The 13,421-nt window shown below is 72.2% G+C and carries 8 protein-coding genes; 5 read left to right on the top strand and 3 right to left on the bottom strand.

Annotated features, from left to right (window positions below; translation table 11 throughout):
* The first annotated feature begins 8 nt into the window (after window positions 1-8).
* Window positions 9-671, top strand: a complete 663-nt coding sequence (locus AB0J68_RS13345; RefSeq protein WP_363938495.1) for a VTT domain-containing protein — start codon at window positions 9-11, stop codon at window positions 669-671.
* 265 nt (window positions 672-936) lie between these two features.
* On the opposite strand, the gene AB0J68_RS13340 is transcribed toward AB0J68_RS13345, so the two are convergent.
* Window positions 937-1,608 (bottom strand): CHAP domain-containing protein, encoded by a 672-nt coding sequence (locus tag AB0J68_RS13340; protein WP_354856125.1) that lies wholly within the window; start codon window positions 1,606-1,608, stop codon window positions 937-939.
* Between the two features lie 20 nt (window positions 1,609-1,628).
* Window positions 1,629-2,027, bottom strand: coding sequence for a hypothetical protein (locus AB0J68_RS13335; RefSeq protein WP_354856124.1), 399 nt, complete (start codon window positions 2,025-2,027; stop codon window positions 1,629-1,631).
* A gap of 183 nt (window positions 2,028-2,210) precedes the next feature.
* Between AB0J68_RS13335 and AB0J68_RS13330 the strand changes: the two genes are divergently transcribed.
* Entirely contained in the window at window positions 2,211-5,072 is a 2,862-nt protein-coding gene (locus AB0J68_RS13330) for a BTAD domain-containing putative transcriptional regulator (protein WP_354856123.1), read from the top strand.
* Window positions 5,073-5,140: 68 nt separating this feature from the next.
* Here the strand turns inward: AB0J68_RS13330 and leuS are convergent, their stop codons facing one another.
* The gene (leuS, locus tag AB0J68_RS13325; protein WP_363938491.1) at window positions 5,141-7,981 is read right to left on the bottom strand and encodes a leucine--tRNA ligase; all 2,841 of its coding nucleotides are present in this window, start codon (window positions 7,979-7,981) and stop codon (window positions 5,141-5,143) included.
* Between the two features lie 402 nt (window positions 7,982-8,383).
* Here leuS and AB0J68_RS13320 point away from each other — a divergent pair, with 402 nt between their 5' ends.
* The 3 genes from AB0J68_RS13320 to AB0J68_RS13310 are packed head-to-tail and all read left to right on the top strand — an operon-like array spanning window position 8,384 to window position 13,230.
* Window positions 8,384-9,436 (top strand): MoxR family ATPase, encoded by a 1,053-nt coding sequence (locus tag AB0J68_RS13320; RefSeq protein ID WP_234590654.1) that lies wholly within the window; start codon window positions 8,384-8,386, stop codon window positions 9,434-9,436.
* Window position 9,437: 1 nt separating this feature from the next.
* Window positions 9,438-10,736, top strand: coding sequence for a DUF58 domain-containing protein (locus AB0J68_RS13315; RefSeq protein ID WP_354856121.1), 1,299 nt, complete (start codon window positions 9,438-9,440; stop codon window positions 10,734-10,736).
* A 16-nt stretch (window positions 10,737-10,752) separates the two neighbouring features.
* Window positions 10,753-13,230: a DUF3488 and transglutaminase-like domain-containing protein gene (locus AB0J68_RS13310; protein WP_363938487.1), complete on the top strand. Its 2,478-nt coding sequence runs from the start codon at window positions 10,753-10,755 to the stop codon at window positions 13,228-13,230.
* Window positions 13,231-13,421 lie beyond the last annotated feature (191 nt).

The following is a 13,421-nucleotide window of genomic DNA, read 5'->3' as shown; positions in this document are numbered from 1 at the left end:
GCCGACGGCTGCCGGAGCAGCCGCCGGCCGCCCGGTTCGCCCTGCTCGTGCTGCTGATCGGCGGCTGCGGGCTGCTGCTGCTCCTGGTGCCCCGGCCGGATCCGGCGCACCTGCCGGAACTGGCCGACCGGTTGGGCGGCCTCGCGCCGGTGGCGGCGATCCTCGGTGGGGCGCTGCTGCTGGTCGCGCTGGTTCCCCGTACCTTCATCACGCTCGCCGCGGGCGCGATCTTCGGCCCCCTGGAGGGCGCGGCGTACGCCCTGGGCGCCGCGCTGGTGGCGGCGGCGATCGGGTTCACGGTCGGCCGGCTGCTCGGCCGGGAGTTCGTCGCCGATCGGGTCCGGGGCCGACTGGCCCGCCTCGACGGGTGGTTCGCCCGGCAGAGCGTGGTCGGCGTGGTCACCGTCCGGCTGCTGCCGATCGCCGGCTTCGGCCTGGTCAGCTACGGCTACGGCACGACCGGCGCCCGGATGCTGCCGTTCCTGGCCGGCAGCGTGATCGCCGCCGCGCCGACCGCGTTCGGCTACGCCGCGATCGGCGCGGCCGTCAGCTCACCCGGCCAGATCAACTGGTACGCCGCCGCCCCGGCCAGCCTCGGCCTGATCGCCAGCGTCGTGCTCGTCCACCAGTGGTGGCGCGGCGAACGACGCCGCCGGTCGATGTCGGTCTGACCGTGCCCAACCCGACGGATCCGACGGGCGAGCAGCGACTGGCTGAGGGCTTGGTCAGCGACGTGGTCCGGATCGGCGACACGGTGCGTCGGACGCCACCTGCCAACCTGGACTTCGTCGGCGGCTCCTGGACCACCTGGCCGTGGTCGGCGCGGACCTCCCGCCTCGGTACCTGGGGGTCGACGCCCTCGGCCGGCAGGTGCTCAGCCACATCGGAACGCAACCGACCCGGCGAGAGACGCAGGGCCGGTTGCGAACCGGGATCCTACTTCGGCACCGGCGACGTGTAGCCGACGACGGCTGACTCCCAGTTGGAGTGCAACACGTGGGAGACCGTGTTCGACTGGTTGCCGCCGACCACGTAGTGATTGCCGTCCGTGCTGGTGTCGTAGTACGAAGTCACGATGGCCACGTGGTCGATGACTCCGTCGCCACCCCAGTCGTAGGACGCGGCGTCACCCTTGCGCGGGACGTAGCCGCTGCCCCGGCCGTGCCAGGTGCCGTTGTTGATGCCGTAGGTCCGGAAGCTCGACGCGGCGGCGTTGAGCCCGGTGTACTTCGCACCACCCCAGTAGAACGCGAACTTCGCGAAGTCGGCGCACCACGCCCGGGCCCGCCACCTCACGTCGTCCCAGGTCTTTGACCCGTTCCGGTACATGTACCCGGGGCTCACCGGACCGCAGGTGCCGGTCCCCGAGCTGTCGTAGCGATCGTTGTTCGGGTCGGCCCAGAAGCCGGTGTAGAAGTTGCAGTCCTGGCCGCTGCGCTCCTTCAGGCGGTACTGCACATCGGTGTTCTCCGAAGTGAACTGTTCCCAGGCGATGTTGCCGACGTCGATGCCCAGTTGGGTGTCGGCGGCGTGCGCAATTCCTGGCACGACGAAGATGCTGGAGGTGGCGGCGACCACGGCCACCACGGCCATGCGGAGTGCTTTCACGGTTGTCTCCTGTCCGGCGATCAGAGCCAGCCGCCGCAGCGGCGGTTGGTGTTGCCGTCACTGGTGCAGACCTTGAGGTAGACGCCCGAGCTGAAGGGGCCGTACCACTCGTCCTCGGCCCAGTCGCCGACGCCTCCGGTCGCCTCGTCGAGCTTCACGCCGGCAGTCGACGTGCTCGGTGTCCTGATCCACACCTCGGCGCGGCGACCGTCCTTGGCCGTGTCTTCGAGAAAGTAGCTGAGGCCGGTGGTAAAGGCCTCGGGGCAGATCTGGTACGTCAGATCGGCTCCGGAGATGCTGGCCGTGCCGCTGCGGCATGCGGCCGCGGACGCGGCCGTTGGTGACAGGACCACTGCGGCGGTCCCGACAAGGCCGGTGGCTACGACGGTTCGCAGGCCACGCTGCCAGGCTTGCTTCATGTGCCCTCCTCATCGTGCCCGGACGCCGCTTCGTCGACGCCCGGTCGAGGCGCTTTGCCGCCCCCCGTTGCGCACACTCTCCCGGCGCGTGGTGGAAGCGGAGTGGAAGTCGGGTGCAGCGCTCAATCCGCCAGGATCGATACAATGCGTCCGGGTGGCCGCGACGAGCACGGGGGGTCTCGGATGGAGCAACTGCGGCTCACCGTGCTCGGTCCGCTGGAGGCCGAACGGGCTGGCGCCGTGATCCGGCTCGGCCCGCGGCAGGTGGAGCTGCTCTCGGTGCTCGTCATCGAACTCGGCCGCCCGGTGTTGGCCCGCCGCCTGGTGGATCTCCTCTGGGGTACCACCGCCGGCGACGGCGCGGCGCCGACGCTCCGCAGCCATGTCTCGCACCTGCGGCGTGCCCTGGGGCCCGGCCGGTCCGCGCCCGCGGAGGCCTCGATCGTCGCCACCGTCGGCACCGGCCCCGGCCTGGCGTACCGGCTGGATCTGCCCCCCGACTGTGTGGACGCCTGCCTTTTCGAACAGCAGGCCACGCAGGGGCGGCGGCTGCTCGACGCCAGCGACCCGGCGGTGATCCCACGCGCCGCCGAGCTCTTCGGCGCCGCACTGGCCCACTGGCGGGGGCCGGCCTTCGCTGACGTCGCCGACCGGCCGTTCGCCCTGCCCGAGGTGGCCCGCCTCGACGCGTTGCGCCGCACCGCCCGACGCGGTCACGCCGAGGCGCTGATCGCGCTCGGGCGACCCGCCGCAGCCGTCGGCGTGCTCACCGGCGCGGTTCTGGACGACCCGTACGACGAGGGCGTCCGCCACCTGCTCACGCTCGCCCTCTACGCCGAGCAGCGGGTGGACGAGGCCGCCGAGGTCTGCCGACGGGGCATCGCCCTGCTGCGGGAACGAGGCATGGACGCACCGCAACTCCACCGTCTGTACGCCGCTATCCTGCGGCGCGACGAGCTGCCGATCCCGGCACCCGCGGCGGTGGTCGGCGGACTCGCGCCGGTGGCGCCGGCGAGCCTGCTGCCACCGGACCCGCCGCACTTCGTCGGCCGGGCCGCCGAGCTCGATGCGGCTCGGCGGCACTGCCTGGCGCTGAAACGGCAGCAGATCCTGCTCGTGACCGGTGCGGCCGGCGTGGGCAAGACCAGCTTCGCCGTCCGCTTGGCGCACCTGCTCGCCGAGGATTTCCCGGACGGATGCCTATACGTCAACCTGCGCGGCTTCGATCCGGGCGGTACGGCGATCGCCGGGGACGAGGCGGTGCGACTCTTCCTGGACGCCTTGCGGGTGCCACCGGAGCAGACGCCGGCGCGCGAGGAGAGTCGGGCCGGCCACTACCGGAGGCTGCTGTCGGAGCGCCGCATGCTGATCGTGCTCGACAACGCCCGCGACGCCGGTCAGGTGCGCCCACTCCTGCCCGGTGCCGCCGGGTGCGCGGTGGTGGTGACCAGTCGACAGCAACTACCCGGCCTGGTGACCGTCGAGGGCGCCCAACCGGTCACCCTCGACCTGCTCACTGCCGCCGAAGCCCGCGATCTGCTGACGAGCCGACTGGGTGGCGACCGGGTGGCGACGGAGCCGGGGCCCGTGGCAGGGATCATCGAACGGTGTGACCGGCTGCCGCTGGCCCTGGCGATCGTGGCGGCCCGCGCGGCGACTCATCCCCGGTTCCCGCTCGCCGTGCTGGCCCGGGAACTGACCGAGTCCCGCGGCAGCCTCGACGGCTTCGCGGCCGGCGATCCGGCCACCGACCTCCGGTCGGTCTTCTCCTGGTCGTACCGGGCTCTCGGCGGTGCGGCAGCGCGGTTGTTCCGCCTACTCGGGCTGCACCCCGGGCAGGACATCTCGGTGCGGGCCGCCGCAAGCCTCGCCGCACTGCCCGAGCGGCAGGTCCGCCCCGTCCTCGCCGAACTGGCCCGTGCGCAACTCGTCATGGAGCGGGCACCGGGCAGGTACACCTGCCACGATCTGCTCCGGGCGTACGCGGCGGAGCTGGTCGCGTCGGAGCCCCCGGAGGTAGGCCACGCGGCGCGGCGCCGGATCGTCGACCACTATCTGCTCAGCGCCCGCACGGCCGACGCGCGACTGTCCCCGCTACGGCAGCCGATCACGCCGCCGTCGTTGACGACGGGCGTGACTCCGGAGGAGCCTGCGGACGGCGCCTCGGCCTTGGCCTGGCTCGCCGAGGAGCACGGCGTGCTCATCCGGGTGGTCGAGCTGGCTGCTCGGCACGGCTTCGACCGGCACGTGTGGCAGTTGGCGTGGGCGGTGACCACCTTCCTGTCCCGTCGTGGCTGCTGGGAGGACCTGATCGCCGTACAGCACCGCGCGCTGGCCGCGGCTGAACGCTGCGGCGACAGGGCCGCAGCGGCGCAGGCACATCGCGACGTCGTCGCGGCCTTCTCCGAGACCGGCCGCCTCCGGTTGGCCCGTCAGCACCTGGAGTCGGCTCTGGCGCTGCTGCGGGAACTCGGCGACCGGACCGGGCAGGCGCAGACGTTGCTGACCCTCAGCTGGATCAACGAGAAGGAGGGTGACCAGATGACCGCGCTGCACCACGACGAGCGGGCGCTGGCCCTCTTCCGGGCCGACGGGCACCAGGCGGGGGAAGCCCGGGCGCTCAATGCGATCGGCTGGGATCATGCCGTGCTCGGCGCGTACCGGGAGGCGGTCGGCTACTGCCAGCGGGCGCTGGTCCTGCAGCGCCGGCTCGGTGACGGGGTCGGGGAGGCGAACAGTTGGGACACGTTGGGCTACGCCCATCACCATCTCAGCCGCTACCGCCGGGCAGCCCGCTGCTTTCGACGGTCACTGGCGCTCAGTCGAGAATTGGGACACCGCTACAACGAGGCGGAGACGCTGCACCACCTGGGCGACAACCACGAGGCCCTCGGCGACCTGGCTGCCGCACACGACTGCTGGCTGCGTGCCTTCGAGATCCATAGCGACATGCGGCACCCAGCTGCCGCGCAGTTGCGCGACAAGCTCTCGGCGGGCCACGGCCATCCCCGTCGCCGGCCGGAGGTGGCGGCCGTCGTCCGCTGAGTGCATCCCGTACCGGCACGGTGGACAAGCGGCCGGCCGGTACGGGACGTAATGACGACCGACCACCATCACATGACGACGGAGACCATCCGGCCCTTCACCACGATGACCTTGCGGGGTTCCTTGCCGGTCAGGGAGGCGGTCACCGCTTCCAGGGCGGCGGCGCGGACGGTCTCCTCGGAGGCGTCGGCGGGGACCTCGATGCGGCCACGGACCTTGCCGTTGACCTGCACCGGATAGGTCACCGTCTCGGCCACCAGCAGCGCCGGGTCGGCGGTCGGGAAGTCCGCGTACGTCAGCGAGGTGTCGTGGCCCAGCTTGCGCCACAGCTCCTCGGCCACGTGCGGGGCGAACGGCGCCACCATCAGCACCAGCGGCTCGGCCACCTCCCGCGGCGTGGCCGACAGTCGGGTCAGCCCGTTGGTCAGCTCGATCAGCTTGGCGATCGCGGTGTTGAACCGGATGCCGTCCATGTCGCCGCGGACCCCGTCGATCACCTTGTGCAGCAGCCGACGGGTCGCTTCGTCGGCCGGAGCCTCGGTGATCCGCAGCGCGCCGGTCTGCTCGTCGACGATGGCCCGCCAGACCCGCTGCAGGAACCGGTACGAGCCGACCACCGCCCGGGTCTCCCAGGGTCGGGACACCTCCAGCGGGCCCATCGACATCTCGTACACCCGGAAGGTGTCCGCGCCGTAGGCGGCGCACATGTCGTCGGGCGTCACCACGTTCTTCAGCGACTTGCCCATCTTGCCGTACTCGCGGTTGACCGTCAGGTCGCCCAGGTAGTAGGCGCCGTCGCGCTCGACGACCTCCTCGGCCTGCACGTAGCTGCCGCGCGAGTCGGTGTACGCGTACGCCTGGATCATGCCCTGGTTGAACAGCTTGCGGAACGGCTCGAACGACGAGACGTGCCCCAGGTCGAACAGCACCTTGTGCCAGAACCGCGCGTACAGCAGGTGCAGCACGGCGTGCTCGGCGCCGCCGACGTACAGGTCGGTGCCCCCGCAGTCGCCCTCGGCGCGCGGGCCCATCCAGTACCGCTCGTTCTCCGCGTCGACGAACCGCTCGCTGTTGGTCGGGTCCAGGTAGCGCAGCTCGTACCAGCAGGAGCCGGCCCACTGCGGCATCACGTTGGTCTCCCGGGTGTAGCGCTTCGGCCCGTCACCCAGGTCCAGCTCGACCTCGACCCAGTCCCGCCGCCGCGACAGCGGGGTCTCCGGGTTGGAGTCGGCGTCGTTCGGGTCGAACGTCTTCGGGGAGAAGTCGTCCACCTCGGGCAGCTCGACGGGCAGCATCTCCTCCGGCAGGGCGATGGCCGCGCCGGTCTCGTCGTAGACGATCGGGAACGGCTCACCCCAGTAGCGCTGGCGGGAGAACAGCCAGTCGCGCAGCCGGTAGGTCACCGCGCCGGTGCCGTGCCCGTTCGCCTCCAGCCAGGAGATGATCGCCGCCTTGGCGTCGGCGACTCCCAGGCCGTTCAGGTCCAGGCCGCGCTCGGGCGCGGCGCTGTTGATGGCCGGGCCGTCCCCGGTGTACGCCTTGCCGTCGAAGCCCTCCGCCGGCTGCACGGTACGCACGATGGGCAGCTCGAAGACCTCGGCGAACGCCCAGTCCCGCTCGTCCTGCGCGGGCACCGCCATGATCGCGCCGGTGCCGTAGCCGGCCAGCACGTAGTCGGCGATGAAGATCGGGATCTGCCCGCCGGTCACCGGGTTGGTGGCGTACGCCCCGATGAAGACGCCGGTCTTCTCCTTGCTGTCGGACTGCCGCTCGACGTCGGTCTTGGCCGCCGCCGCCTTGCGGTACGCCTCGACGGCCTCGGAGGGGCTGGCGTGCCCGCCGGTCCAGGCGTCCCTCGTGCCGTCGGGCCAACTGGCCGGTGCCAGCGTGTCGACCAGCTCGTGCTCGGGCGCCAGCACCATGTAGGTGGCCCCGAAGACGGTGTCCGGGCGGGTCGTGAACACCCGGATCGGCTCCCGGGTGGTCGGGAAGTCGATGTGCGCGCCGGTGGAGCGACCGATCCAGTTGCGCTGCATGTGCTTGATCGCCTCGGGCCAGTCCAGGCTGTCCAGGTCGTCCAGCAGCCGGTCGCCGTACGCGGTGATCCGCATCATCCACTGCTTCAGGTTGCGCTTGAAGACCGGGAAGTTGCCGCGCTCGGAGCGCCCGTCGGCGGTGACCTCCTCGTTGGCCAGCACAGTGCCCAGACCGGGGCACCAGTTGACCGGGGCCTGCGAGACGTACGCCAGCCGGTGGTAGTCGACGACCTGGCGGCGCTCGGCGACGCTCAGCTCGGCCCAGGGCCGGCCGTCCGGGGTGGAGCGGTTGCCGCCCTCGAACTCGGCGATCAGCTCGGCGATCGGCCGGGCCCTGCCGGCGTCGCGGTCGTACCAGGAGTTGAAGATCTGCAGGAAGATCCACTGCGTCCAGCGGTAGAAGTCGGTGTCGATGGTCGCCACCGACCGGCGCTCGTCGTGCGCCAGCCCCAGGCGGCGCAGCTGCGACTTGTACCGCTCGATGTTCGCGACAGTGGTGGTCCGGGGGTGGGTGCCGGTCTGCACGGCGTACTGCTCGGCGGGCAGGCCGAACGCGTCGAACCCCATCGCGTGCAGCACGTTGCGCCCGGCCATCCGCTGGTAGCGGGCGAAGCAGTCGGTGCCGATGTAGCCCAGCGGGTGGCCGACGTGCAGGCCGGCGCCGGACGGGTACGGGAACATGTCCAGCACGTACAGCTTCTCCGCCCCGGCCCGGGGGTGGCCCGGATCGGCCAGCGGACCGGTCGGGTTCGGTGCGTGGAAGGTGCCCTCGCGCGCCCAGGTGTCCTGCCAACGGGTCTCGATCTCGTCGGCCAGGGCCGCGGTGTACCGGAACGGGGGGATGTCGCCCGCCGGTGCGGCTGCCTCACTCATCGTTTCTCCTCGCTTCGCTTCGCTTCGTCTCGGCACCGCCGGGCCGGACCGGCGGCGGGCACAAAAAAGCCCCTCGCGCAGGAGGGGCCGCCGTGCTGTCGCGCGTTCAGCGCATCAGCACGGCCCGGTAAGAAGCAGGAAGACTCCGGCCATGTCCGGCAGTGTACCCCGTCGCCGACGGGACCGGAGGAACCGCCGGGCGCGGTCCGGTCGATCCCCCAACTCGGCGAATATCCGTGCGTAAGCGGCGGACTACCTGCGGGGGTCGGCGATAACGACAAACATGGTTAGCCTGAGAGGCCAGTGAGAATCCTGCGGCAAACGAGGCTCGACGTCGCGAACCCAACGGCGGGTCCAGGTGCTCTCTACAGAGCTGCCGTGACGGCGACGAGGAGGAGGCCCGTGACACAACAGACCTGGGACGAGGTGGGCGGCCTGTTGCCGCACGACGAGTTCCGCGCCGCCAGCGAGGCCATCGTGGCCAACATCGAGCAGGTCATCGAGGGTAAGACCGCCACCGTGCGGCTGGCCCTGGCCGTTCTGCTCGCCGAGGGTCACCTCCTCATCGAAGACGTTCCCGGCGTCGGCAAGACCAAGCTGGCCAAGGCCCTGGCGCGGTCCATCGACTGCACGGTGCGCCGGATCCAGTTCACCCCCGACCTGCTGCCCAGCGATGTCACCGGCGTGAGCGTCTACAACCAGGAGACCCACGACTTCGAGTTCCGTCCGGGGGCCGTCTTCGCCAACCTGGTCGTCGGCGACGAGATCAACCGGGCGTCGCCGAAGACCCAGTCGGCGTTGCTGGAGTGCATGGAGGAACGGCAGGTCACCGTCGACGGCGTGACCTACCAGCTACAGACCCCGTTCATGGTCATCGCCACCCAGAACCCGATCGAGATGGAGGGGACGTACCCGCTGCCCGAGGCGCAGCGCGACCGGTTCACCGCCCGGATCGCGATGGGTTACCCCGACGCCGGCGCCGAACTGGCCATGCTGGACGGGCACGGCGGCACCGACCCGCTGAACGAGCTGCGGCCGGTCTCCGACGCGGACATCGTCCGGCAGCTCATCGCCACCGTCCGACAGGTGCACGTCGCGGACGCCGTCAAGCAGTACGCCATCGACCTGGTCACCGCCACCCGGGAGGCCCCCGACCTGCGCCTCGGCGCGTCCCCCCGGGCGACCCTGCAACTGCTGCGCACGGCCCGGGCGGTCGCCGCGCTGGAGGGCCGCGACTACGTCCTCCCCGACGACCTGCAGGCCCTGGCGGTGCCGGTGCTCGCGCACCGGATCATCCCGACGGCCGACGCGCAGCTCGCCCGACGCACCACCGACGCGATCGTCTCCGAGCTGGTGCACCGACTGCCGTTGCCGCACGACCGGCAACGCAGCCCCTACGACACCCGGCCCGCCACCGGCAACGGTCGCGCGCCCTACGAGCCGCGGAGGCCGTGACGTGCGTGCCGGGCTGCGCGGGTTGACCACCCGCGGGCGCTCGTTCCTCGCGGCCGCGATCGCGGCGGCGATCTCGGCCGTCATCCTGGGCGAGAAGGACCTGCTCCGGGTGGCCGTACTGCTGGCCATCCTGCCGCTACTGGCCGCCGCCTACGTGGGTCGCAGCCGCTACAAGCTGGCCTGCAACCGCTCGCTGGACCCGCACCGGGTCCCGGTCGGGGCCAACTCGCGGGTGGTGCTGCGCCTGCAGAACCTCTCCCGGCTGCCCACCGGCACCCTGTTGCTGGAGGACCGGCTGCCCTACGCGCTGGGCAGTCGGCCACGGGTCGTGCTGGAGCGGCTCGGCGCGCACCAGGCCAGCTCCGTGGCGTACACGGTCCGTGCCGACGTGCGGGGCCGTTACGACGTGGGCCCGCTGGTGGTTCGGATGACCGACCCGTTCGGTCTCTGCGAGCTCACCCGGGCGTTTCCCAGCACCGACCACCTGACGGTCATCCCGCAGGTCACGCCTCTGCCGTCGGTCCGGCTCCCCGGGGAGTACGCGGGCAGCGGCGACAGCCGGGCGCGTTCGGTGGCGGTGCACGGCGAGGACGACGCGGCGACCCGGGAGTACCGCCGGGGCGACGACCTGCGCCGGGTGCACTGGAAGTCCACCGCCCGCACCGGCGAGCTGATGGTGCGCCGGGAGGAGCAGCCCTGGGAGAGTCGGGCCACGGTCGTCCTGGACACCCGCGCGTACGGCCACCGGGGCGACGGCCCGACGGCGAGTTTCGAGTGGGCGGTCTCCGCCGCCGCCAGCATCGCCGTGCACCTGCGGCAGGCCGGCTACAAGCTGCGCCTGGTCACCGGCTCGGGGGTCGACGTGGACGCCTCGGAGGGCGGCGGCGACGGTGTGCTGCTCGACCACCTGGCCGAGGTACGTCTGGACCAGCGGGCCGACGTGACCGGGCTGGTGCAGCGGGTTCGGCAGCGCGCCGACGGTGGTCTGATCATCGGGCTGTTCGGCATGGTGAGCGTCGCCGAGGCCGAGTTGCTGGCCGGGCTGCGGGGCAACGGCGCGACGTGCGCCGGTTTCCTGTTGGACAGCTCCACCTGGCTGAGCCTCCCGGAGAAGGCCCGCGCCGAGGCGGAGCACACGCACGGCGCGGCGGTGCTGGCCATGGTGCGCAGTGGCTGGCGGGTGGTCGGCGTCGACCACGGCAGCCGACTGCCGGCGCTGTGGCCGCAGGCCGGCCGAGGATCTCAGGGCTTCGCCCTGCGCGCCGCGCTGGCCGAGACGGTCGCCGGCGGCGTGCGATGAACGGAAGGTTCCCCTCATGATCGCCAGCCGGAACACCGGCGCGGTGGCGGCCGCCGCGACACTGCTCGCCGCCGCGCCGCTGTCGGCCATCTTCCAGACCTGGACGTGGCTGATCCAGTGCGCGATCGCGGTAGCCGTGGTGGCCGGGGTCGCCGCGCTGACGCGGCTCGTCCGCGCACCGCTGTGGGGTCAGGTGCTCGGCATGCTGGCCGCCCTGTTGCTCGCGCTGACCTGGCTGTTCCCCAGCGGCAGCGAGCTGCTGACCTTCCTGCCCACGCCGGCCACGATCGAGCACTTCGCCGACCTGCTCGCCGGCTCGGCGCAGGACATGCGCTCGTACGGCGTCGAGGTTCCGGACACGGACCCGCTGCTGTTCATCACCGTGCTCGGCGTCGGTGGGGTGGCCGTGCTCGTGGACGTGCTGGCGGTGGGGCTGCGCCGGCCCGCGCTGGCCGGGCTGCCGATGCTCGCGATCTACTCGGTGCCGGTCGCCGTCTACGTGGACAGCGTCCCCCCGGCGCCGTTCGTGGTGGGCGCGGCCGGTTACCTGTGGCTGCTGGTCACCGACAACGTCGACCGGGTCCGTCGGTTCGGCCGGCGGTTCACCGGAGACGGTCGTGACGTCGACGTGTGGGAGGCGTCGCCGCTGGCCTCCGCCGGCCGTCGGCTCGCCGTGGTCGGCGTGGTGGTGGCCGTGGCGCTGCCACTGGCGGTGCCCGGCATGACCAGTGGGCTGCTCGACACGCTCTCCGGTGGCACGGGCAACGGCAGCGGCACCGGCCGGGGCGCGGGCGGTTCGTCCGGCCGGATCGACCTGTTCGCGTCGCTCGCCGGCCAGCTCAACCAGTCCGAGGTGGCCGACCTGGTCAAGGTGACCACCTCCGAGCCGAACCCGTTCTACCTGCGCTACGCGGTGGCCGACGAGCTGCGCCCGAGTGGTTTCCAGGCTCGCAACCCGAGTGGCCGGCCGGCCAACCGGGATCTGCCGGACCCGACCGAGCGGGCCGGCCAGGGAGTGCAGCAGGTCCGCTACCAGGCGACCGTCGAGGTCACCAAGAGCCTCAGCATGTCCCTCATGCCGGTGTACGCCGAGCCGGTGCGCACCGAGGACCTCAACAGCAACTGGCTGTACGACCCCAGCCAGCAGGTCGTCTTCTCCAACCGGGAGAACTCCCGGGGTCGCAAGTACTCCTTCGACTACGTCCGCTCGACGTACACGCCGGCGGCGCTGCGGGCCGCTCGGCCGCTGCCCGCCGACCATCCGGTCCGCCGCCAGCTCACCGCCACCCCCGGGCCGGTGCCCGAGGTGGAGGAGCTGGTCAAGGGGTTGACCCAGGGCAAGCGCACCGACTACGACCGCGTGCTCGCGATCTACCAGCACTTCTCGGCGGACAACGGGTTCAGCTACCGGCTCAGCACCGAGAGCGGCAGCAGCGGCCAGGAGATCGTCAACTTCCTCACCAACAAGGTCGGCTACTGCCAGCAGTACGCCGCCGCCATGGCCTGGCTGGTCCGTTCGGCCGGCATCCCGGCCCGGGTCGCGTTCGGGTTCACCAATGGCAGCAAGCGCGACGGCGACACGTACACGCTGACCAACCTCAACCTGCACGCCTGGACCGAGGTCTTCTTCGACGGGATCGGCTGGGTGCCGTTCGACGCCACCCCGGCGTACGGCGTGCCCGGCTCCACCCGGTCGGCCTGGGCTCCGGACACTGACGCGCCCGCGCCGTCCAGTCCGGAGACGGGCGCCACGGACAGCCCGACCGGCCCGGACTCGTCGGCGGGGCCGGCCGGCCCGGACAACGCCGACCGCGACACCGACTCCGGGCTCTCCCTCGGCGGTGAGACGCCGGCCGAGCAGCCGCCGGTCTGGCCATGGTGGACGGCGGGCGTGCTGGCCCTGTTGGCGCTGCTGGCGGTGCCGGCGCTTCGTCGACTGGCGCTGCGTCGGCGGCGGGCCGGCCGGGCCGACGCCATGGTGGCCACCGCCGCCGCCGGGGACGACACCCCGTCGGCCGACGGCAAGCCGGTGATGGTGGTCGAGGCGGACGCCGGTCGCGCTCGCGCGGACGCGCACGCCGCCTGGGCGGAGCTGCTGGACACGATGGTCGACTTCAAGGTCCGGGTGGACCAGACCGAGACGCCCCGGGCGACCGCGGACCGGCTGGTCCGCGATGCCCTCGCCGACGACACGGCGGCGGTCGGAGCGGCGCGTCTGCTCGGCCGGGCGGAGGAGCGGGCCCGGTACGCGCGGAACCCGCTGACCGGCGAACCGCTGCCGCCGGCGCTACGCGCGATCCGCGGCGCGCTCGCCACCCGGGCGGATCGACGGACCCGACTGGTCGCCGCCGTGCTGCCGCCCTCGGTGCTGCTGCGCTGGCGGATCGCCCTGGCGGACGCCTCCGGCCGCCTGGTGGCGCTGACCGGGCGGATCCGCTACCGGCTGCTGCGCTGGAATCCGCGGCGGGTGCTGGCCGACCGAGCGGCCCGCTGACCGACGCAGGTACAGGTTCGGGGCGGCGGTCACCGACCGTCGCCCCGAATGTTTGATCGACTCCGGGTCGGCGATGTGGGCGGATCCGAGCCTCTGGAAACGCCCACAACGGCGACCTGGCCAGGATCTGCGCGCCCGCCCCTTCCCGCGCGCGCCCGCCGCATCCCCCGCAAGCACGCCGCTCTCCGCGC

Source organism: Micromonospora sp. NPDC049580, from assembly GCF_040675595.1.
GTDB lineage: Bacteria > Actinomycetota > Actinomycetes > Mycobacteriales > Micromonosporaceae > Micromonospora.
Note: the sequence above shows the minus strand (reverse complement) of the source record. Positions and strands in the feature narration are given on the sequence as shown.

Coding starts and splice junctions, on each gene's coding strand:
- AB0J68_RS13330 (WP_354856123.1), top strand. CDS start 2,211: ATGGAGCAACTGCGGCTCACCGTGCTCGGTCCGCTGGAGGCCGAACGG.
- AB0J68_RS13335 (WP_354856124.1), bottom strand. CDS start 2,027: ATGAAGCAAGCCTGGCAGCGTGGCCTGCGAACCGTCGTAGCCACCGGC.
- AB0J68_RS13310 (WP_363938487.1), top strand. CDS start 10,753: ATGATCGCCAGCCGGAACACCGGCGCGGTGGCGGCCGCCGCGACACTG.
- leuS (WP_363938491.1), bottom strand. CDS start 7,981: ATGAGTGAGGCAGCCGCACCGGCGGGCGACATCCCCCCGTTCCGGTAC.